Source organism: Streptomyces hiroshimensis (genome assembly GCF_014650335.1).
GTDB classification, from domain to species: domain Bacteria; phylum Actinomycetota; class Actinomycetes; order Streptomycetales; family Streptomycetaceae; genus Streptomyces; species Streptomyces hiroshimensis.
Map to the genome: position 1 here is coordinate 95181 of NZ_BMUT01000006.1, position 21504 is coordinate 116684.

At 70.6% G+C, this 21504-nt stretch carries 18 protein-coding genes and 1 tRNA gene; 10 read left to right on the forward strand and 9 right to left on the reverse strand.

Annotated features, from left to right (window positions below; translation table 11 throughout):
* Positions 1-89: 89 nt before the first annotated feature.
* Both phoR and phoP read left to right on the forward strand, forming a co-directional pair.
* Positions 90-1340, forward strand: coding sequence for a two-component system sensor histidine kinase PhoR (gene phoR / locus IE241_RS15445; RefSeq protein ID WP_190022307.1), 1251 nt, complete (start codon positions 90-92; stop codon positions 1338-1340).
* Between the two features lie 55 nt (positions 1341-1395).
* Positions 1396-2067 carry a two-component system response regulator PhoP gene (gene phoP / locus IE241_RS15450; protein WP_465269372.1) on the forward strand — a complete coding sequence of 224 codons (672 nt, stop codon included), beginning with the start codon at positions 1396-1398 and terminating at the stop codon, positions 2065-2067.
* A 77-nt stretch (positions 2068-2144) separates the two neighbouring features.
* Here phoP and IE241_RS15455 read toward each other — a convergent pair whose 3' ends face one another.
* Positions 2145-2819, reverse strand: coding sequence for a copper chaperone PCu(A)C (locus IE241_RS15455; protein WP_190022308.1), 675 nt, complete (start codon positions 2817-2819; stop codon positions 2145-2147).
* A gap of 553 nt (positions 2820-3372) precedes the next feature.
* Between IE241_RS15455 and IE241_RS15460 the strand changes: the two genes are divergently transcribed.
* The 3 genes from IE241_RS15460 (at position 3373) to ispF (ending at position 5426) form a co-directional block, all read left to right on the forward strand.
* Positions 3373-3855, forward strand: a complete 483-nt coding sequence (locus tag IE241_RS15460) for a CarD family transcriptional regulator (RefSeq protein ID WP_003953493.1) — start codon at positions 3373-3375, stop codon at positions 3853-3855.
* A 307-nt stretch (positions 3856-4162) separates the two neighbouring features.
* On the forward strand, positions 4163-4936 hold the full coding sequence (ispD, locus tag IE241_RS15465; protein WP_190022309.1) for a 2-C-methyl-D-erythritol 4-phosphate cytidylyltransferase: 774 nt from the start codon (positions 4163-4165) through the stop codon (positions 4934-4936).
* The gene (ispF, locus tag IE241_RS15470; protein ID WP_190022310.1) at positions 4926-5426 is read left to right on the forward strand and encodes a 2-C-methyl-D-erythritol 2,4-cyclodiphosphate synthase; all 501 of its coding nucleotides are present in this window, start codon (positions 4926-4928) and stop codon (positions 5424-5426) included. The genes ispD and ispF overlap by 11 nt, the downstream gene beginning before the upstream one ends.
* A gap of 24 nt (positions 5427-5450) precedes the next feature.
* Here the strand turns inward: ispF and IE241_RS15475 are convergent, their stop codons facing one another.
* From IE241_RS15475 to IE241_RS15485, 3 genes are all read right to left on the reverse strand, one after another.
* Positions 5451-5858: a PPOX class F420-dependent oxidoreductase gene (locus IE241_RS15475; RefSeq protein WP_190022311.1), complete on the reverse strand. Its 408-nt coding sequence runs from the start codon at positions 5856-5858 to the stop codon at positions 5451-5453.
* A 232-nt stretch (positions 5859-6090) separates the two neighbouring features.
* Complete coding sequence (locus tag IE241_RS15480; protein ID WP_190022312.1) at positions 6091-7416, reverse strand: acyltransferase family protein; 1326 nt, start codon at positions 7414-7416, stop codon at positions 6091-6093.
* Positions 7417-7649: 233 nt separating this feature from the next.
* Positions 7650-8786 (reverse strand): acyltransferase family protein, encoded by a 1137-nt coding sequence (locus IE241_RS15485; RefSeq protein WP_190022313.1) that lies wholly within the window; start codon positions 8784-8786, stop codon positions 7650-7652.
* A gap of 178 nt (positions 8787-8964) precedes the next feature.
* Between IE241_RS15485 and cysS the strand changes: the two genes are divergently transcribed.
* From cysS to IE241_RS15500, 3 genes are all read left to right on the forward strand, one after another.
* Positions 8965-10362, forward strand: coding sequence for a cysteine--tRNA ligase (gene cysS, locus IE241_RS15490; RefSeq protein WP_190022314.1), 1398 nt, complete (start codon positions 8965-8967; stop codon positions 10360-10362).
* A gap of 129 nt (positions 10363-10491) precedes the next feature.
* On the forward strand, positions 10492-11445 hold the full coding sequence (rlmB, locus tag IE241_RS15495; protein ID WP_190022315.1) for a 23S rRNA (guanosine(2251)-2'-O)-methyltransferase RlmB: 954 nt from the start codon (positions 10492-10494) through the stop codon (positions 11443-11445).
* Positions 11446-11599: 154 nt separating this feature from the next.
* Positions 11600-13240, forward strand: a complete 1641-nt coding sequence (locus tag IE241_RS15500) for a DoxX family protein (protein WP_190022316.1) — start codon at positions 11600-11602, stop codon at positions 13238-13240.
* Positions 13241-13343: 103 nt separating this feature from the next.
* On the opposite strand, the gene IE241_RS15505 is transcribed toward IE241_RS15500, so the two are convergent.
* The 4 genes from IE241_RS15505 to IE241_RS15520 form a co-directional block, all read right to left on the reverse strand.
* Positions 13344-14069: a nucleotidyltransferase family protein gene (locus tag IE241_RS15505; RefSeq protein WP_190022317.1), complete on the reverse strand. Its 726-nt coding sequence runs from the start codon at positions 14067-14069 to the stop codon at positions 13344-13346.
* 87 nt (positions 14070-14156) lie between these two features.
* On the reverse strand, positions 14157-14564 hold the full coding sequence (locus tag IE241_RS15510; protein ID WP_190022318.1) for a hypothetical protein: 408 nt from the start codon (positions 14562-14564) through the stop codon (positions 14157-14159).
* 249 nt (positions 14565-14813) lie between these two features.
* Entirely contained in the window at positions 14814-15947 is a 1134-nt protein-coding gene (locus tag IE241_RS15515; RefSeq protein ID WP_190022319.1) for an ABC transporter ATP-binding protein, read from the reverse strand.
* 331 nt (positions 15948-16278) lie between these two features.
* On the reverse strand, positions 16279-17553 hold the full coding sequence (locus IE241_RS15520; protein WP_229899295.1) for an RNA-guided endonuclease InsQ/TnpB family protein: 1275 nt from the start codon (positions 17551-17553) through the stop codon (positions 16279-16281).
* Between the two features lie 168 nt (positions 17554-17721).
* Here IE241_RS15520 and IE241_RS15525 point away from each other — a divergent pair.
* A tRNA-Thr gene (locus IE241_RS15525) sits at positions 17722-17794 on the forward strand.
* 87 nt (positions 17795-17881) lie between these two features.
* Here IE241_RS15525 and IE241_RS15530 read toward each other — a convergent pair.
* Positions 17882-20056 carry an MMPL family transporter gene (locus IE241_RS15530; RefSeq protein WP_190022320.1) on the reverse strand — a complete coding sequence of 725 codons (2175 nt, stop codon included), beginning with the start codon at positions 20054-20056 and terminating at the stop codon, positions 17882-17884.
* Positions 20057-20323: 267 nt separating this feature from the next.
* Here IE241_RS15530 and IE241_RS15535 point away from each other — a divergent pair, with 267 nt between their 5' ends.
* The gene (locus tag IE241_RS15535) at positions 20324-21469 is read left to right on the forward strand and encodes an aminopeptidase P family protein (protein WP_190022321.1); all 1146 of its coding nucleotides are present in this window, start codon (positions 20324-20326) and stop codon (positions 21467-21469) included.
* Positions 21470-21504 lie beyond the last annotated feature (35 nt).

The window sequence follows — 21504 nt, forward strand, 5'->3', positions numbered from 1 at the left end:
CGACGCCGAGGTGAACTCTCGGCAACGTGTGTTCGAGGCGGCACCCATTTGGCTGTGGATGGGTCGCGGAGCCCGCATAACCTGGACTCATGAACGTGGACGCGGCCCTCGCCGCAGCGGCAGCGCTCGCCGGACTGTGCACCGGCGTGATCGCCATGCTGGCGTTCCGCTGGAGCGAGCGCGACCAGGCCCGCCCCACCCGCAGCTCCCTGCACACCGACGCCGTGCTCCCGCCCGGCGTCGACACCGTGCTCTCCGTGCTGCGCTCCTCGGCCGTGGTCCTCGACGAGGCCGACGCCGTGGTCAAGGCCAGCTCCGCCGCCTACGCCCTCGGGCTCGTGCGCGGCGGGAAGCTGTCCGTCGAGCCCATGCTGCAGATGGCCCGCGACACCCGCCGCGACGGCGAGATACGCCAGGTCGAGCTCGACCTCCCGCGGCGCGGCACGGGCCGCGGCGAGGCGCTGGCGGTCTCCGCGCGCGTCGCCCCGCTCGGCTCCCGCCTGGTCCTGCTGCTGGTGGAGGACCTCACCGAGGCCCGCCGCATCGAGGCCGTCCGCCGCGACTTCGTCGCCAACGTCAGCCACGAGCTCAAGACGCCGGTCGGCGCCCTGTCCCTGCTCTCCGAGGCCGTCATGGACGCCGCGGAGGACCCCGAGGCCGTCAACCGCTTCGCCGGCCGCATGCAGATCGAGGCCACCCGGCTCACCAACCTCGTCCAGGAGCTCATCGACCTCTCCCGGGTGCAGAACGACGACCCCCTGGAGGACGCCGAGCCCGTCCGCGTCGACGAGCTCGTCGCCGAGGCCATCGACCGCTGCCGCCACCAGGCCGGCACCAAGCAGATCACCATGGCCGCCGGAGGCACCGCCGACCTGCACGTCTGGGGCAACCGCGGCCAGCTCGCCGCCGCCCTCGGCAACCTCGTCGAGAACGCCGTCAACTACAGCCCCGCCCGTACCCGCGTCGGCATCGCCGCCCGGCACATCACGGCGCCCGGCGCTGGGGGTACCTCCCAGGCGTTCAGCTCTGGGGGACTGATCGAGATCGCCGTCACCGACCAGGGCATCGGCATCTCCGAGAAGGACCGCGAGCGGATCTTCGAGCGCTTCTACCGTGTGGACCCGGCGCGCTCGCGCGCCACCGGCGGGACCGGCCTCGGCCTCGCCATCGTCAAGCACGTGGCCGCCTCGCACGGCGGGGAGGTCACGGTCTGGAGCGCCGAGGGCCAGGGCTCGACGTTCACCCTGCGACTTCCCGAGGCGGGCGCGGTCCGTGACCGCGACCGCAATCCCCACCACCCCGTTGTCGAACACCTTCCCGCCCCGGAGGTCCTTCCGTGACCCGAGTGCTCGTGATTGGCTCTGAGACCCGACCGGAGGTCAACCCGTGACTCGAGTGCTCGTCGTAGAGGACGAAGAGTCCTTCAGCGACGCGTTGTCCTACATGCTGCGCAAGGAAGGGTTCGAGGTCGCGGTCGCGGCCACCGGGCCCGACGGGCTGGACGAATTCGAGCGCAACGGCGCCGACCTCGTCCTGCTCGACCTGATGCTGCCCGGCCTGCCCGGTACCGAGGTCTGCCGCCAGCTGCGCGGCCGCTCCAACGTGCCGGTCATCATGGTGACCGCCAAGGACAGCGAGATCGACAAGGTCGTCGGCCTGGAAATAGGAGCCGACGACTACGTCACCAAGCCCTTCTCCTCCCGCGAGCTCGTGGCCCGCATCAGAGCGGTGCTGCGCCGCCGCGGCGAGCCGGAGGAGGTCGCCCCGGCCGCCCTGGAGGCCGGCCCGGTCCGCATGGACGTCGACCGGCACGTCGTCACGGTCTCCGGCGCCAAGGTCGACCTGCCGCTGAAGGAGTTCGACCTCCTGGAGATGCTGCTGCGCAACGCGGGCCGCGTGCTCACCCGCATGCAGCTGATCGACCGCGTCTGGGGAGCGGACTACGTCGGCGACACCAAGACCCTCGACGTCCACGTCAAGCGCCTGCGCGCCAAGATCGAGCCGGACCCGGGCGCGCCGCGGTACCTGGTGACGGTCCGCGGCCTCGGCTACAAGTTCGAGCCGTAGGCCGTCAATCTTCACCTGTACGAGTGAGGGCCCGGAAGCGAAACGCTTCCGGGCCCTCACTCATAGCCGTCCTGCGATCAGTGACCGGCGTGCTGGGCGCCCTGGGACGCCTCGCCCTGGCCCGGCGTGCCCGGCTTGCCGGAAGGTGAAGGCGCACCCGAGGGGGCGCCCGCAGGGGCGGAGGGCTCGCCGCTGGGCTTGGCGCCGCCCGGCTTCGCGGCCGGGGTCGGCGCGGCCTCGGAGGGGCCCCACTCCTTGAAGTAGCTCGTCGCCGGGACGACGAAGGCGCCGATGCGCACCTCGCCCGTCTCGCTGAAGTCGAACGCCAGCTTCTGCTGCTCGCCGTCCTTCAGGGACTCGCGCCCGTCCGGCAGGACCGCCGCGGCGTTGCCCTTGCCGCCCAGCAGCACCGAGCCGCCGGCCGGGACGACGACGTCGCCGGAGCCCTTGGCCGGGGTGAGCTTCACCTTGGCGCCGTTCTTGCCGGCCAGGGTGATCCCGCGGAGGGTCTGGTCCTTGAGGCCGTTGTTGAAGACCTGGCCGGTGATCACGGCGGGGCCCTTGGCGTTCAGGTCGGGCTGCGTGATCACGTTCATGTTCTGCAGCTTGATGTTGCCGACCGAGGTGGCGGCGTTGTCCGGCTTCACCTCGAGCGTCTGCGCGCTGTTGCCCGCCGCGCAGGCGGAGAGCGAGGCGATCGAGAGCACGAGGACGGTAGCGGCGAGAGCGCCGCGTCGAAGGCTGCTGCTCACGGCGGCGGCATCTCCTTGGACGAGGTAAGAGAGGTAAGAGGTGTGTCAGCGGGCTTAGGTTACCGACCCGCTCGGAGGGCCCCGCACCCGACCCGCCCCCATGGTCAACTTCGCCCCTGTCCGGCCCACGGCCGAATATCGACGCTGCGCGCGCGTGCGGATGTCCGGCGGGCGCCGGTGCGGATTATCGGTGCGGAATGCGCGGGCGTACGGAACGCGTTCCTGAATTGATCAAGTTCGCGGTGATCAATTCCCGATTCCGGTCGGTGAAGGCAGGCCCCGCCCCGAACGGAGTAGCGGAAGTCAGCCGAGCGGACCCCGGCAAAACGGGACGTTCGACCGCTCGCGAGCGCCTCTCCACGCGTGTAACGTGCCCGTTTCGCCTTGCCCGAAGAACCGCTCCCACCTGCGAATACCCGCTTCCGGAAGGCTCCCGCAGCACGACGCGGTTGCTGTTGTCAAGCCCTGAGATATGCCCTGACCTGCGAAAACGCCATTCAGAACGGGGAGTTCCCGTGTTAGACTGGATAGCCACGGAAGGGGTACCTGTCACATGACGTTCAAGGTTGGCGACACCGTGGTCTATCCCCATCACGGGGCCGCGCTGATCGAGGCCATCGAAACTCGCCAGATCAAAGGCGTGGACAAGACCTACTTGGTGCTGAAGGTCGCCCAGGGTGACCTGACGGTTCGGGTGCCGGCGGACAATGCGGAGTTCGTCGGTGTGCGCGATGTGGTCGGCCAGGATGGGCTGGACCGGGTCTTCGAGGTGCTCCGCGCACCCTATGCGGAAGAGCCGACGAACTGGTCCCGTCGCTACAAGGCAAATCTCGAGAAGCTCGCGTCCGGTGACGTGATCAAGGTTGCCGAGGTCGTGCGCGACCTCTGGCGTCGCGAGCGCGAGCGCGGCCTGTCCGCCGGTGAGAAGCGCATGCTGGCCAAGGCGCGGCAGATCCTGGTGAGCGAGCTCGCCCTCGCGGAGAACACCAACGAGGACAAGGCCGAGGCCCTGCTCGACGAGGTCCTCGCGTCCTGACGCGATGCCGGACACACCACAGGTGCCGGACGTAAAGAAGTGCCGCGGTGCCCGCGCGGTGACGCAAGTCACCCGCCGGGCGCTGCGGCATCTCTCGTTCCGGTGACACCGGCGATGCCGGTGACCGGGTGACACCGGCGCACGCGCCGTACACGACTCGGTGTGCCGGGCCCGGGCAGCCGGCCCGACCAGCTGTCACGGAAGGGGCTGGTCGGGGCTTGCCCGGCACTCCCCCGGCTCTCCGAGCAGGGGGTACCCCCAGGCCATACCCAAACCGGCCGAGGAAGCAAACCTGAACGTGAACGCAATGTCTGATCGAGCCCCTGCCGTCACTCCTGCGCGCACCGCCGCGGTGATTCCCGCGGCCGGCCGGGGGGTCCGGCTCGGCCCGGGCGCCCCCAAGGCCCTGCGCGCCCTGGGCGGCACGCCCATGCTCGTCCACGCCGTCCGGGCGATGGCCGCCTCCCGCGCCGTCTCCCTCGTCGTCGTGGTCGCCCCGCCGGACGGCGCCCCCGAGGTCCGCGCCCTTCTCGACGACCACCCCCTCACGGGCCACGACCGCGCCGAGGTCCTCGTCGTCCCCGGCGGGGAGACCCGCCAGGAGTCCGTACGCCTCGGCCTCGCGGCCCTCCCGGCCGACGTCGCCACCGTCCTCGTGCACGACGCCGCCCGCCCCCTGGTGCCCGTCGACACCGTCGACGCCGTGATCGCCGCGGTGCGCGAGGGCGCCCCCGCCGTCGTCCCGGCGCTGCCGCTCGCCGACACCGTCAAGCAGGTCGGGCCGCGCACCGGCGCCGCCGAGGGCGAGCCCGAGCTCGTCACCGGCACCCCCGAGCGGGCGCTGCTGCGCGCCGTCCAGACCCCCCAGGGCTTCGACCGGCGCACGCTGGACGCCGCCCACGAGAAGTTCGCCGCCCAGGAGGGCGAGGGCGCCACGGACGACGCCGGCATGGTCGAGCGCCTCGGCGCCCCCGTCGTGCTCGTGCCCGGCCACGAGGAGGCCTTCAAGGTGACCCGCCCGCTGGACCTCGTCCTCGCCGAGGCCGTACTCGCCCGCAGGAGGGCCAACGATGGCTTCTGACCGGATCCCCGCCCTGCCCCAGGTGGGCATCGGCACCGACACCCACGCCTTCGAGGAAGGCCGCGAGCTGTGGTGCGGCGGGCTCCTGTGGCCCGGCGAGACCGGCCTCGCCGGCCACTCCGACGCCGACGTCGTCGCCCACGCCGCCTGCAACGCCCTCTTCTCCGCCGCCGGCCTCGGCGACCTCGGCGCGCACTTCGGCACCGGCCGCCCCGAGTGGGCCGGCGCCTCCGGGGTCACGCTGCTGGCCGAGGCCGCCCGCATCGTCCGCGAGGCCGGCTTCCTCATCGGCAACGTCGCCGTCCAGGTCGTCGGCGTCCGCCCCCGCATCGGCAAGCGCCGCGAGGAGGCCCAGAAGGTCCTCTCGGAGGCCGCCGGCGCGCCGGTGACGGTCTCCGGCGCCACGACGGACGGTCTGGGCTTCCCGGGCCGCGAGGAGGGCCTCACGGCCGTGGCGACGGCCCTGGTGGTCCGCGCCGACGCCTACTGAGCCCGGGCGGACGGTGCCGTGGGGTCAGATCGACCCCACGACCTTCCGCGGCGTGACCCGTACGACGACCCTCTCCGCGTCGTCCTTCGCCGCCGGATTGAAGTCCGCGTAGTCCTTGCCCGTGTACTTCCGCGAGAGCTCGTTGATCAGCTCCTGGCCGCCCTCGGTGGTCAGGCTGGCCGTGCCGCGGACCTCCGCGTAGGTGTACGGCGCGTTGTGCGGGTTGATCATCACCGTGACGCGCGGGTCGCGGCGCATGTTCGTCTCCTTGCGCCGCCCGACCGTCGTGGAGATCAGCAGGTCGTCGCCGTCGCGCGTGAGCCACGTGACCGTGAGCTGGGGGCTGCCGTCGGGCTGGACCGTGGCGACGGTCGCGAAGACGGGGGAGTCGTCGAGGAGCTTCTTCAGGTCGTCGGAGAGCGTGGCGGCCACGGCGTGTTCCTTCCCTGGGGGGCGTGCGCGTGCGCAGTCGCGCTCACCGTATGCCGCAGGCGCGGAAAACGGGCGCGTACAAGCCGGGACAAGCCGGAACGCGCCCGTAGTGGCCCAGCGGCCGCCCCGGCGGAGACGGACCGGGCCCGACCGGGACCCGCCGCAGGGCAGGTCCCGGTCAGGCCCGGAAGGAATCCGTCGGACTGCGGGAGCCGTCGGACTGGGTGAGCCGTCAGGCCCCGTCCGGCCGCCCCGCGCCCACGCGGTCGGCCGCCGTCTGCTCGTAGGGCCCCGTCTCGTACGCCCGGAGCCGCTGCGCCACCGCGCCCGCGCCCTCGCGGGCCTCCTCGCGCCCGCCGTGCTGCTCGGGCACGGCCGACGGCGCGGCCGCTCCGACAGGTGCGCCGCCGGGTGCACCGGCGCCCTTGGCGGCGTGCGCCGCGCTCTTCGGGCGGGGGGAGTGCTGCCGCACCTCCTCCATGCTGGAGCGCAGCACCTTGCGCACCTTGGGGCCCAGCGGCCGCTCCACGAGCTTGTGCAACAGCCACGCCGCGCCGAGCATCACCAGGACCAGGCCGATGACCAGCACATGCCGGGGGACGCGGTCGCGCAGGCCGTAGATGACCGTCATACCGATGTACTGGTGGAGCAGGTACAGCGGGTAGGTGAGCGCGCCCGCCGTGGACAGCCAGCGCCACTGGATCCGGTTGAACGCGCCGCACGCGATCAGCGCCATCAGCACGAACGCGACGAAGACGATCACCCGGGCGGGCCAGGCGGGGATGTTGTGCGTGGTGTTGTCCGCGACGCGCCGCGTGATGTGGTGCTCGGCGAGGAGCAGCGACACCGCGACGATGCCCCAGAGCAGCGCGGTGGGGCGGTAGCGGTACATGAGGTAGAAGGCGATGCCCGCGACGAAGTACGGCTGGTAGAGCGGCATCGCCCACTGGTCGAGGAGCTTGATGTCCGCCTGGACCGAGGCCAGGGCCACGACCGTCCACAGGACGCAGAAGAGCACGCACTTGCGGTACGTCACGCCCGTGGCCACGACGACCGCGAACAATACGTAGAACTTCAGCTCGATGAAGAGCGTCCAGTAGACGCCGTCGACGTCCCAGACTCCGAGCCCCGACTGGAGCATGGTCAGGTTCGTGAGGACGCCGTCGAAGCCGCCGTTGATCTGCCGTACCTGCGGCCACAGCGTGATGACGGCCGCCGTCAGGATGATCGCGACCCAGTAGGCGGGGTAGACCCGCGACACCCGGGAGATGAAGAACTCCCCGAGCGAGCGGCCCCACGTGCTCATGCAGATGACGAAGCCGCTGATGAGGAAGAAGACCTCGACGCCGGTCCAGCCGTACTGCGCGAACTTCCACAGGTTGGGGAAGATGTGCTCGGGGTCCCGGCCCCAGCCGCCGCGCAGTGCGACGTAGTGGAAGAAGACGACCATGAGGGCCGCGACGATCCGGAGCCCGTCCAGGACGTAAAGCCTGGGAGCGGCGGATTTCTGTCCGGCTACCAGGCCGCCATCGAGGTCCCCTCGTCTGGCGAAACGCATGTCGTCCTCTCCATCGGCTCAGGTCGGCTCATCCTACGAGGGCCGTCCGCGGGCATGCTGACACAAGGACCCCCCGGCCCGCCGTGACAGTTATCTCCTGTCTCTGCCGTAATTCCAACCCCTGCCTTGGAACGTCTCCGGGGTGATCTTGTGACGATCTTGTGGTGGGCCTGATGAGAGGCCGATGAGAGGCCCGATGAGAGGTCTGGCGAGGAGCCTGCGGTGCGGGTTCCCTAGCCCGCCCGGATCTCCGCCGCCGCCCGCCGCAGCCCGCGCCGCAGCGTCCCGGCCAGCGGCCGCTCCACCAGGCGGTGCACCAGCCACGCGGTCAGCAGCATCCCCGCGACCAGCCCGGGCAGCAGTACCGCCGGGGGTACGTCACCGGCCGCCCGCCGGATGACCAGCCAGCCGACGCGCTCGTGGATCAGATAGAGGGGATAGGTCAGCGCCCCGGCGGCGGTCAGCCAGGGGTGGTCGAGGCTGCGCGTCCGGCCGAGCGCGACCGCCGCCACGGCGAGGAAGAACAGCGCCAGCAGCACCGCCGTCGGCCAGTGCGGCACGCGGTGGCCCATGTAGCCCTCGGCCCGCGTCTGCGCCGCCACCAGCTCGTGCTGGGCGACGAGGAAGCACGCGGCGACGATCAGCCACAGCACGAGGTTGGGGCGGTAGCGGTGCATGAGGAAGAAGGCGATGCCCGCGATGAAGTACCAGCAGTGCTCCGGCATCAGCACCTGGTCGAGCACGGGCTCGTCCGCCGCCGCGGCGACGGCCGCCGCGAAGCCCCACACCACGCAGAAGCCCACCACGCGCGCGTACGTCAGCCCCTTCCCGGCGACGACCAGCGCGAAGAGCAGGTAGAAGCGCAGCTCGACCCACAGCGTCCAGTACACGCCGTCGACCGGATCCACTCCGAGCGGTGACTGGAGCATGGTCAGGTTGACGGCGATGTCCCGCGCCCGGGGGGTTTCGTCCAGCGCCGGCCACAAACGGACGACGAGCGCGACGGCGAGTACCGAGAACCAGTACGCGGGGAAGAGCCGGGTGACGCGCGAGGCGGCGAACCGGCCGACCCCTCTTCCCCAGCAGCTCATGCAGATCACGAAGCCGCTGATCAGGAAGAAGAGCTGCACTCCCAGCCAGCCGTAGGACGCCGGCAGGTGCGCGGTGGGGAAGACCGCCGCCGACGGGCCGTCCCAGGCGCCGCTGCCGAACGCCATGTAGTGGTACGCCACCACCATCAGTGCCGCGAGCAGCCGCAGCCCGTCCAGCGCGGCCAGCCGGGCGCGCCCGTCGCCGTCGCTGCCGTCCGGGGCTCCGGGGGTCCCGGGGGGCTCCGCGTGCTCCTGCTGTACCGGCAGAGTGGGGTGCAACGCCCCTCCAGGTGAGGAAGGTGAGGCAGTGCCGGGGAAGCTATCACGCAAAACTGTAGATTTTCAGCATTAACGACATAGAGAACAATGCGTGCCGTCCCGTCACGGAACCCCTCGATCCGCCCGTTCCCGGGCCCGATTGCCGGGGGCACTGCCGAACGCCCACTACTCTGGTTGCGTGACCATTCGCCTGTACGACACCAGCGCCCGGCAGATCCGCGACTTCTCCCCGCTCACTCCGGGCTGCGTCTCGATCTACCTGTGTGGCGCGACCGTGCAGGCCGCACCGCACATCGGGCACATCCGCTCGGGCCTGAACTTCGACATCCTGCGCCGCTGGTTCACCTACCGCGGCTACGACGTGACCTTCGTCCGCAACGTCACGGACATCGACGACAAGATCATCACCAAGGCGGCGGACCAGGGCCGCCCCTGGTGGTCGATCGGCTACGAGAACGAGCGCGCCTTCAACAACGGCTACGACGCCCTCGGCTGCCTGCCGCCCACCGTCGAGCCCCGCGCCACCGGCCACGTCACCGAGATGGTCGAGATGATGCGCGGCCTCATCGAGCGCAGCTACGCCTACGAGGCCGACGGCAACGTCTACTTCGACGTGCGCTCCTTCCCCGGCTACCTCCAGCTCTCCAACCAGGAGCTGGACAACCTCCTCCAGCCGTCCGGCGAGGGCGAGACCGGCAAGCGCGACCCCCGCGACTTCGCCATGTGGAAGGCTGCCAAGCCCGGCGAGCCCTCCTGGGAGACCCCGTGGGGCCGCGGCCGCCCCGGCTGGCACCTGGAGTGCTCCGCCATGGCCCACAAGTACCTGGGCTCCGCCTTCGACATCCACGGCGGCGGCCTCGACCTGATCTTCCCCCACCACGAGAACGAGATCGCGCAGGCCAAGGCCTTCGGCGACGACTTCGCCTCGTACTGGGTGCACAACGCCTGGGTCACCATGAGCGGCGAGAAGATGTCGAAGTCCCTCGGCAACTCCGTCCTCGTCTCCGAGATGGTCAAGCACTGGCGCCCCATCGTCCTGCGCTACTACCTCGGCACCCCGCACTACCGCTCGATGATCGAGTACAGCGAGGACGCCCTGCGCGAGGCCGAGGCCGCGTTCGCGCGGATCGAGGGCTTCATGCAGCGCGTCTGCGAGATGGCCGGCAAGACCGTCGAGCCCGCCGCCGAGGTCCCGCCCGCCTTCGCCGAGGCCATGGACGACGACCTGGGCGTCCCGCAGGCCCTCGCGATCGTGCACACCACCGTCCGCCAGGGCAACTCCGCCCTGACCGCCGACGACAAGGAATCCGCCGTCGCCCGCCTGGCCGAGGTCCGTGCCATGCTCGGCGTCCTGGGCCTCGACCCGCTGGACGAGCAGTGGGCCGACGCCTCCGCCGGCCGCGGTGACGACCTCCACGGCGTCGTGGACTCCCTCGTCCGCCTCGTCCTGGAGCAGCGCCAGGCCGCCCGCGGCCGCAAGGACTGGGCCGCCGCCGACGCCATCCGCGACCGGCTCCAGCACGCGGGCCTCGCCATCGAGGACACCCCGTCCGGACCGCGCTGGTCGCTGTCCTGAGGGACACTTTTCGTACGTACGTAGTAGGCAACCGCCGGACCGAGTCCGGCACAGCCGTCCAAAGCCCGCAGGGCCCCGCCATGACCGGTCGGTGCGAAGGCGGCAGAGTAGAAGAAGTCAGGTGACCCCATGGCCGGCAACAGCCAGCGCAGGAACCGCCGCACGTCCAACAAGAAGGGCGCGACGGTCGGCAGCGGCGGCCAGCGGCGCCGGGGCCTGGAGGGCAAGGGCCCGACCCCGCCCGCGTCCATGCGCAAGGGACACAAGAAGAACCGTGTCGCCAACGCCCAGGCCAAGCAGGCGGCGGCCCGCCGCCCCGCCCCCCGCCGCGGCGGCCCCAAGGGCCCCAACGAGCTCGTCGTCGGCCGCAACTCCGTCGTCGAGGCGCTGCGCGAGGGCGTGCCCGCCAAGACCCTCTACGTCCAGCAGTACCTGGACAACGACGAGCGGGTCCGCGAGGCCCTCCAGCTCGCCACGGACAAGGGCCTCAACCTCATGGAGGCCCCCCGTCCCGAGCTCGACCGGATGACCAACGGCCTCAACCACCAGGGCCTCGTCCTGTCGGTCCCGCCCTACGAGTACGCCCACCCCGAGGACCTCACCGCCGCCGCCTTCGACGACGGCGAGGACCCGCTGATCGTCGCCCTCGACGGCATCACCGACCCGCGCAACCTCGGCGCCGTCGTCCGCTCCGTCTCCGCCTTCGGCGGCCACGGCGTCGTCGTCCCCGAGCGCCGCGCGGCCGGCATGACCGCCAGCGCCTGGAAGACCTCCGCCGGCACCGCCGCCCGTACGCCCGTCGCCCGCGCCACCAACATGACGCGGATGCTGGAGTCGTACCAGAAGGAGGGCCTGATGGTCGTCGGCCTCGCCGCCGACGGCGACGTCGAGCTGCACGAGCTCGAAGCCCTCGAAGGCCCGGTCGTCATCGTCGTCGGCAGCGAGGGCAAGGGCCTGTCCCGCCTCGTCGGCGAGACCTGCGACTTCCGCGTGCGCATCCCGATGCCGGGCGGCGCCGAGTCGCTCAACGCCGGTGTCGCGGCGGGTGTCGTGCTCTACGAAGCGGCGCGCCGCCGAGCCTGACGAAATTCCCCTTATGTGACAGGACGGGCCGGTTTACCGGCCCGTCCTGTCGCATAAGGACATGGTCGAGGACGCGGTTGACGGAGCGCGTTGACGCGACCCGGACAGTTCGAGACGGTCAAGGCAGTGTCCTAATCAGAAGTCACTCGGTTAGATGAGTGTGGACACCAGAACACCCCGCACACCCACGGGGGGAAGCTCTTCCGGGTACGACGACCAGCCCGCGCTGAGTACGGTGAAGGTTCCGTCCGACCCGGCGCAGATCGCCGTCAACCACGTGAGTTTCCGCGTGCAGCTCGCCCGGCCCCCGCGCGTCGCCCGCCAGTTCGCAGGCATCGCCGACACGGCGCAGCTGCCCACCGTCAAGAGCGCGCCCAAACGGCGCGCTCCCGTGGTGTGGAGCGGGCGGGCCGCACCCGGCGACGCAGCGCCCACCGAACTCCTCCAGGCCGTACGGGACTCCGCCGTCACCGACGCGGGCTCCACCCAGGTGCTGCCCCGCGTCCGCGTCGACGGCCGGCACCCCTCCGTCGTGGGCCCCCGCAGCCACTCCGAGCGCACCGGCCCCGGCGAGCTCGTCGACGCCGCCGGCCCCGCCGCGCCCGAGACCCGCCTGCTGCACGGCGTCCGCCCCACAGACAGCGCCTACGACGAAGATCAGTACCGCTACCCGCAGTTCGACGGCCCCGAAGCCGACGACTACGACGACGAGAACGCCGAGGACGACGACAGCGCCGCCAAGCGCTCCGGCGACTCCGTCCGGCACGCCTACTACCCCGGCCGCCGGATGAACCTCGGCGTCGTCCTGCTGCCTCTGCGGATCTTCCTCGGCTTCATCTCCATCTACGCCGGCATGGGCAAGCTCTGCGACCCCGTCTACTTCGACGGCGGCAAGCGCGGCTCCATGGTCGCCTGGCTCACCGCCCTGCACCCCTGGGCCGCCGCCGAGCCCCTGCGGAACTTCGCGCTCGCCCACCCCGTGGGCGCCGGCCTGACCGTCGCCTTCCTCCAGGTCGTCGTCGGTGTCCTCACCATCTTCGGCCTCTGGCAGCGCCTCGCCGCCGCCGTCGGTGTCCTGCTGTCCGCCGTCCTCCTCGTCACCGTCAGCTGGCGCAGCGCCCCCGTCTACGACGCGCCCGACATCATCTACCTGGCCGCCTGGAGCCCCCTCGTGATCGCCGGGGCCCCGTTCTACTCGGTCGACGGACGCCTCGCGGGCGAGGCCTGGCGCCGCCTCGGCCCCCGCGCCGAGCTGTGGGAGCTCCGGCAGCGCGTCCTGCGCCGCGGCACGATCATGGCCACCGTCCTGATCGGCCTCACCCTGCTGGTCGGCTCCACCCTCGGCGGCGCCGTCCGCTCCTCCCAGACCGTCAAGGTCCCCGGCCCCAGCGACCCCCCCGTCAACAACCTCCCCGGCTCGCCGTATCCCCAGAGCCCCGACGCCTCCACCCCGCGCGGCCCGAAGGGCCCCTCCGCCGTCGGCACCCCCAAGCCCACCGCCCCCGGCACCCACTCGGCCACCCCCTCAGCCACCGCCCCGGCCGCGCCCGGCGCCGCCCGCACCCCCACCGGCGCGGCAGCGGGCGGCGCCGGACACCCCGGTGCCAGCCAGGGCGTCCGCCCCGCCCCGCAGACCCCGCGGCAGCCGGCCGCGCCCGCGGCGCCCCGCAGCCCCTCCGGAGGCTCCTCGGCCTCCAGCGGCACGGGCAGCACGTCGAGCAGCACGGGCGGCGGCTCGTCCTCCGGCGGCTCGTCCAGCGGCGGCACGGGCGCGCTCGGCGGCCTCCTGGGCTGAGCGCCGCCCGCAAGAACGGCCCCGCACCCGGAAGGGTGCGGGGCCGTTGTCGTGGCTGCTCCGGTGGAATCCGCGGCCACCCGGCGCCCTACGTGCCGACGTCCTACGTGCCGGCAAGCTCCTTGGCCGCCTCGGTCAGATCCTTGGCGGTGTCGATGGCCCGCCAGTACGCGCCGTGCGGCAGCGGATAGCCCGCGAGCCGCCGCTCCCGCGCCAGCCGGGGGAACGTCGTGCGCTCGTGATCGCCGTGCTCCGGCAGCAGCTCCGTGAAGGCGGCGGAGAAGACGTAGACGCCCGCGTTGATCAGATACGGGGAGGGCGGGGACTCGATGAAGTCCAGCACGTGCCCGAACTCGTCGGTCTCGACGGCCCCCCAGGGGATCCGGGGCCGGGCCAGGGCCAGGGTGGCCACCGCGTCACGCTCGTGGTGGAAGGCGGCCATCTCGCGCAGCGAGAAGCGGGTCCAGATGTCGCCGTTGGTGGCGTACCAGGGCCGGTCGGGGTGCAGCAGCGAGGCCGCCGCGAACTTCAGGCCTCCGCCCCGGCCGAGCGGCTCCTGCTCGATGACCGTGGTCACCCGCAGCGGCAGATCGGCCGACACGAGCCACTCCTGCAGGACCTCCGCCAGATGGCCGCACGAGACCACGGCGTCGGTGACGCCCTCGGCGGCCAGCCAGGCCAGTTGGTGGCCGATGATCGGGGTCCCGGTGCCGGGGATCTCGACCATCGGCTTGGGTCGGTCGTCGGTGTACGGACGCAGCCGCGACCCCTGGCCGCCGGCCAGGATCACGGCTTGGGTGGGGTACGGATACACGTGCGTGCCGGTCATGCCCCGCACGATATGCGGTGCCGTCATGCGGGGCCGTCCGCGGACGGCCGACCGGCGCCGGCGGCGGTGCCGTGCCCCTTGCGGCGGTCAGCGGCTCTGGACGCCGGAGGCGTACGACGTGTCGCAGACGGGCCGGGCGAAGCGCTGAGCCTGCCGGGGGCCGTACTTGGCGACCGCCGCGCGCCCGAGGCTCCGCGCGATCTCCACGCAGTGCCGGGCGAGCGAGGGACGGCCGTTGGTGGCCTCCTGGAGGTGGCTGAGGGCGACGCCCGGGTTCTTCTCCTGCAGCTCGGTCAGCAGCTTGTCGTGCAGCACCTCGTGCGGGGCACGGATCCGGGCTTGGGTGGAGGCGTTGTCGGAGGACGCGGTGAGCACCTGCGAATCGGCAGGCGCGGCCCACGGGACACGGGTCACCGCGAGCGTCCCCGAGAGGACGAGAACGACGGGGAGTACGAAGGCAAGGGTTCTGCCGATGTGGCGGGCGGCCTGGTTCATGCCGCAGATGGTAGCGAGGGGTAATGACGCCGCGACATCTAGTCACCCGGTCGAGGGATGCGTCAGGTGGTGCGGACGGTTGCCGTGTTGACGCACGGAGCTCGAAAAGAGCGATCTGGCAGGGAAAACGGCAACTCATGTGACTTCGGGGCGAAAAACACCCGCCCCCGGGCCATTTGGCAGGCACGGGGGCGGGGTGAGGGCGGGGCCGGCGGGCCTTCGGCCCTGCGGGACCGGCGGCCCGGTCGCTCAGTCGCTCAGCCGCTCGCCCGAGGACGTCGAGAAGACGTGCAGCTCACCCGGGCGCGGGACGACGTGCAGGATCGAGCCCTTCTCGGGCACGCGGCGGCCGTTGACGCGGACGACGAGGTCCTTCTGCTCGCCGCCGACCTCGGCCGTGCCGTACACGTATCCGTCGGCGCCGAGCTCCTCCACGACGTTGACGGTGACGGCCAGGCCGGCCGGGGCGTCCTTCGACTCCTTGCCGAGGGACTTCGCCGTCTCGCCGTTCTGTTCGACCACGTCGAAGTGCTCCGGGCGAACACCCACCGTGACCGTCCGGTCACCCTTGCCGGTGCCCGCGAGCGCCTCGCGCGACACCGGGACGACGCTGTTGCCGAACTTCACGCCGCCGTCGGTGACCGGCACCTCGACCAGGTTCATGGCCGGCGAGCCGATGAAGCCCGCGACGAAGAGGTTGGCCGGGCGGTCGTACATGTTGCGCGGCGAGTCGATCTGCTGCAGCAGGCCGTCCTTGAGCACCGCGACGCGGTCGCCCATGGTCATGGCCTCGACCTGGTCGTGGGTGACGTATACGGTGGTGATCCCGAGGCGGCGCTGCAGCCCGGCGATCTGCGTACGCGTCTGCACGCGCAGCTTCGCGTCCAGGTTCGACAGCGGCTCGTCCATCAGGAACACCTGGGGCTCGCGCACGATCGCCCGCCCCATCGCCACGCGCTGGCGCTGCCCGCCGGAGAGCGCCTTGGGCTTGCGCCCCAGGTACTCGGTGAGGTCGAGGATCTTCGCCGCGTCCTCCACCTTCTGGCGGATCTCCGACTTGGGCACGCCCGCGATCTTCAGCGCGAAGCCCATGTTGTCGGCGACGGTCATATGGGGGTAGAGCGCGTAGTTCTGGAACACCATGGCGATGTCCCGGTCCTTCGGCGGCAGGTGGGTGACGTCGCGGTCGCCGATCCGGATCGACCCTCCGTTGACGTCCTCGAGCCCCGCGAGCATCCGCAGCGAGGTCGACTTCCCGCACCCGGACGGGCCGACCAGGACGAGGAACTCACCGTCCTCGATGGAGATGTCGAGCTGATCGACAGCGGGCTTGTCGGCCCCCGGGTAGATCCGGGTCGCCTTGTCATACGTGACCGTGGCCATGGTGATGCAGTCCCTTCACCGGCAGGAACGTGCCGGACGATCCGTTGTAGAGGGAGTGGTCCAGTCCAATCGGACCGGGTTGCTGGTGACGGTACCTGGGGGAGGGCCTTCTGTCAGTAGGGGATGAGGTGGATTTCCCGAACCGAGACGACAGAGCGCCTCTCTTTTGACCTGCTCTCTGCATAGCGAGAGATTCCTGCTTCCTCCGCCCGGTGGGGCGGGCTGCGCCCGTTGCCAGCGTCAGGCCAGGTAGTCCTGGCCCTCGTTTGGTCTTGCACAGGCTCCACAGGCTTACGGCCGACGGCCCGCCGGTCCGTATGGCATCGTCCGCTTATGCCGCCGTCGCGTATCCAGCGAATTCGGCAGCCCGGATCATTGGAGGCGGCGCCTTGCCCGCTGGTAGCTCCCCTGCCACCAGCTCGTACAGCCGCAGTCCCTCCTCGCGGAGGTTGACCGCCGCATTCACGTCCCGATCATGTTCCGCACCGCACATGGCGCAGGTCCAGACGCGCTCGGACAAGCCCTTCGGCCCACTGATGGTGTGGCAGGCGGAGCAGCGCTGGGTGGACGGGAAGTGGCGGTCCACGATGACGAGTGTGCGGCCGTACCATTCCGCCTTGTAGGTGAGCTGCCGCAGCAGTTCTCCCCACCCGCCGTCCGAGATCGCCTCATTGAGCCGGGCCCTCTTACGGGCCTGCATGCCGGACCGGTCACGCTTCATGCCCGCGATATCCAGATCTTCCACCACGAGCACTTGGTTCTCGCGCACGAGGCGGGTGGTGAGCTGGTCGAGCATGTCCTTGCGGACGTCACTTATGCGCGTATACAGCCGGGCTATCGCCAGCCTGACCTTGTTCCTGTTACTCGATCCCTTCTTCTTGCGGTGCAACTGCCTTTGCAGTGCGGCAAGGCGAGCCCGGTAGCGGCGCAGGAGGCGAGGGTGGGCGATCTTGCTGCCGTCGTCGAGCGTGACCAGGTGGGCTATGCCCAGATCGAGTCCGACGGCCTTCGATGTGGGCGTCACGGCCGGAGGTAAAGGGGCTATGCACTCCTCCACCAGAACGAGGAGGAAATAGCGTCCCGCCCGGTCGCGCGTCGCCGTCACCTTGACGGGAAGGGTCCCGGCGGGCAGAGCGCGCGACCAGCGCACATCCAGCGGCTCTGTCTGCTTGGCCAGATGGATCAGCCCGGTGCCGAGGCGCTCCGGGTCCTCGAACCACCGGAACCCGGTACGGACGTACGTCGCTGAGTCCTTCGCCCGGCCCTTCTTCTTCCGTTTCGGATGGCGCGCCCCGCCCCGGAAGAACCGGGAGAACGCCGTATCCAGATGCCGTAACGACTGCTGCAGCACGGCCGACGACACCTCCCGTAACCACGACGTCTCCTCCGCCCGCCGCCAGCCCGTCAGCGCCCGGCATGTCTCCGCGTACCCGATCGAGATCCGGTGCTGTTCCCAGCTTTGGTTCCGCAGGTCGAGGCCCTGGTTGTAGACCCAGCGGCACGCGCCGAAGGTCTTGGACAGTTGCTCGGCCTGGGCGTCGGTCGGATAGAAGCGGTAGCGGTAGGTGCGCTCGCGCGGCCCCGCTTCCTTGGCGCGGCTCTTCATCACCCCTCCCCCTGTGCCGGCGATTGGACCAGCACACCAGTCTCAACGACTCCTATTCGAAAAGGTCACCGATGGCTTGCAGTGGTCCGGGTAACAAGCCTGTGGATGGCCGAACGGGCCGCTGTGTAGAGTGGTGCCGCGTTCGCGGGCAGTGTTCGCGCACGTCACGCCGCCTTAGCTCAGTTGGCAGAGCGCTCCACTTGTAATGGAACGGTCGTCGGTTCGATTCCGACAGGCGGCTCAAGAAAGCGCAGGTCAGCGCACCAACGGCCCTCCGTGAGAGATCGCGGAGGGCCGTTGTCGTTTGCGCTTGCGTACAGCTAACGCCTCAGCGACGGACCTCCTCGCCCGCGCCCAGCTGCCGCCCCGGCTCCCCGTACGGAAGGGCTTCCGTCGCCGGGTCCGGGCGCGGGGCGTCCTGGTGGCCGGGCCACCAGGCCTTGTGGCCCAGGAGGGACGTGATGGTCGGGACGAGGAGCATGGCCATCACGAAGGCCGTGAGCAGGATGCCGAAGGCGACCGCGAAGCCCATCTGCTGGAGCATCGAGTTGTCGGCCAGCAGGAGGACGCCGAAGGTGCCGGCGAGGATGATCGCGGCGGAGGCGATGGTGGGTGCCGAGCGGGCGACGGCGGTGTGGATCGCCTCGCGGGCGGGGACGCCGCGCCGGACCTCCTCGCGCAGCCGGGCGACCATGAGGATGTTGTAGTCGGTGCCGATGGCGACGACGAAGAGGTAGACGATGACCGGCAGCATGAACAGCAGGCCGTTCTTGTGCTGGAGGTCCTGGAAGAGCCAGACCGTGGAGCCGAGCGTGGCACCGAAGCCCAGGGCGACGGAGACCATCAGGTAGAGCGGGGCGACGATGCTGCGGAGCAGCAGGCCCAGGATGATCATGATCGCGAGGCCGGCGATGGGGAAGACGAGCTTGTAGTCGTGGCTGACGGCGTTCTCCACGTCGGCGAGGACGGCCGACGTACCGCCGACGTAGGCCTTGCTGCCGTCGGGTGCGGCCTTGTGAGCGGTGTCGCGCAGGGTGCCGCCGGCGAGCTCGATGGCCTTGTCCTCGGTGGGGCGGTACTTGAGGACGACGCTGTACTGGGCGACGGTGCCGTCGGGGCTCACGACGGGGTCGGAGACCGCGCCGACGCCGTTGACCCCGGCGAGTTCCTTCTTGTACGTGCCGAGGGCGCCCTTGTCGAGGGCGGTGCCGCCGGGTGACTCGACGTAGACCATGGCGGGGTCGGACTGGCCGGCGGAGAAGCCGCGCTGGAGGTCCTTCATGGCCTGGACGGATTCGAGCTTCTGCGGGAGCTGGCTGTCGGTGTCGAATTCGGCCTTGAAGCTGAAGGTGCCGATGGCGAGGACGGCCAGGACGGCGGCGGAGAGCGTGGCGATGGCGGCGGGGCGGCGGGCGACGAGCGCGCCGAGGCCGTTGGAGAGGCGGTTGCGGGGGCGCTTCTTCCAGGCCTTGGAGGGCCAGAAGGCCTTGGTGCCGAGGAGGGAGAAGACGGCCGGTACGAGGGTGAGGGCGGCCACCAGGGTCACGCCGACGGCGATGGCGAGCGAGGGGCCCATGGCCCGCATCATGCCCATGGTGGACAGCAGGAGGGCGAGGAAGGCGACGATGACGGCGCCTGCCGCGGAGGCGATGGTCTCGCCGACGCGGGCGACGGCGTTGGTGAGGGCTTCCTTGGGCTGCTGCCCGGCGCGCAGCTCTTCGCGGTAGCGGAAGAGGAGGAAGAGGATGTAGTCGGTGCCGACGCCGAAGAGGACGACGATGAGGATGGCGGAGATGGAGTTGTCGGCCTTGAGCCCGCCGAGTTCGGCGGCGGTGCCGATGAGGCCGAGGGCGACGGCGAAGACGAGCGCGATGATGAGGACGGGCATCAGCGCTATCAGCGGGCTGCGGAAGATGACCAGCAGCAGGATGATGATCAGCAGGAGCGTGGCCGACATGATCATCGAGTCGGTGTCGCCGGAGGACTCCTGGGCGTCCAGGTTGGTGGCGGCCTGGCCGGTGAAGCCGGCCTTCAAGTGGGTGCCGTCCAGCAGGCCCTTGGCGTCCTGACGCAGATCCTTGACGGCGTTGGGCAGGGTCTGGTCCTGCGCGTTCTTGTTGACGGCGATGAGGTTGGCCAGGGCGATCTCGCCGTTGGGGGAGACGGCCTGGGGGTTCGTCTCGATGCGGGCGACGCCCTTGCGGTGCTTGTCGTTCAGCCCGCTGGTCACCTTGGCGACGTCGGCGCGGTCGGCGGCGGTGAGCTTTCCGCCGTCGGAGCGCTGGAAGACGACGATGGCGGAGGGCTGTTCGGTCTTGGGAAAGGCCTTTTCCTGGAGCTTGCCCGCCTGTACGGATTCATAATGTGAAGGAAGGAATTCCGTTTCATCGGTCGTGGACTTCAGCCCGGGGGCCAGCAGGCTGAGGGCCACCGCGGCGATGATCCAGCCGGCGATGGTGAGCCAAGGTCGGTGGACGGCGAACCGCCCGACTCGTCGGAACATGGTGCTCCTAGCTAGGCGAGCATGAACTGCAGCAGGAAACCGCAGCGCGAACTACAGGCATGAACACGGGCGTGCGCACGGACGTGAAGAACACAGGCGTGCACACCGGGATGCACACGCTAGACATCCCTGAATTGTCCCCACAACGGAATCGCTGGGAAATCGGTCCTGGGTCGGGGTCTCTCTCATCCGGCCGGATGAGGGAGCATCACCCGTGAGGTAGAGAATCACGTCGCCGACCGCCTTCGTCCGGATTACTCTGCCCCCATGAGCGATGCTGGCGCCTCCTCCCCGACCACGCCCGGTGGACCGAAGGGCGGTCCGGCCTATGCCGGCCGTCTGGAACGTGCCGCAGTGGCGGCCGCAGACTCCGGCCTGGCCGGTCTGATCGTCACACCGGGCCCGGACTTGGACTGGCTGACGGGCTACCGCCCGCCCATGACCGAGCGGTTGACCGCCCTGCTGATCTCACCCGGCGCCCGGCCGCAGCTGCTGGTGCCCTCCTTGGAGCGGCCGGATGCCGAAAAGGCCCCGGCGGCCCACTTCTTGTCCGTCACCGGCTGGAGCGACGGCCAGGATCCGTACGCGGCCCTGGCCCCGCTGCTCGACCCCAAGGGCCGCTACGGCGTCTCCGACAACGCCTGGGCGCTGCATGTGCTGGCGCTGCAACGCGCTTGCCCGGGCGTGTCGTACGGGGCGTTCACCGAAGTCATGCCGATGTTGCGGGCGGTGAAGGACGCCTACGAGGTGGACCGGCTCGCGGCTGCGGGCGCAGCGGCGGATGCGACGTACGAGCAGGTCGTGGGGCTGCGGTTCGCGGGGCGGCGGGAGAGCGAGGTGGCGGCGGACCTGGCGCGGCTGCTGCGTGAACACGGCCATAGCCAGGTTGATTTCACGATTGTCGGGTCGGGTCCGAACGGCGCTAATCCGCATCACGAGGCGGGCGACCGCGTCATTGCCTTGGGCGACATGGTCGTCATGGACTTCGGCGGCCTGAAGGACGGTTACGGCTCGGACACCACGCGTACGGTGCATGTGGGCGAGCCGACGGCCGAGGAGCACAAGGTGCACGATGTGGTGCGCGAGGCGCAGCAGGCGGCGTTCGAGGCGGTGCGGCCGGGCGTGGCGTGTCAGGAAATCGACCGGGTGGCGCGTCAGGTCATCCGTGCCGCGGGCTATGGGGAATATTTCATTCACCGTACGGGCCACGGGATCGGGGTGACGACGCATGAGCCGCCGTACCTGGTGGAGGGCGAACATCTGCCGCTGGTACCGGGGATGTGCTTCTCGATCGAGCCGGGGATTTATCTTCCGGGGCGCTTCGGGGTGCGCATCGAGGACATTGTGGTGTGCACGGAATCGGGCGGCCGGCGGCTGAACAATACGTCGCACGGGATGCGGGTGGTGGCCTGAAAGGCGGCGCGGTCCGTCATCCGCGGTCCGTCATC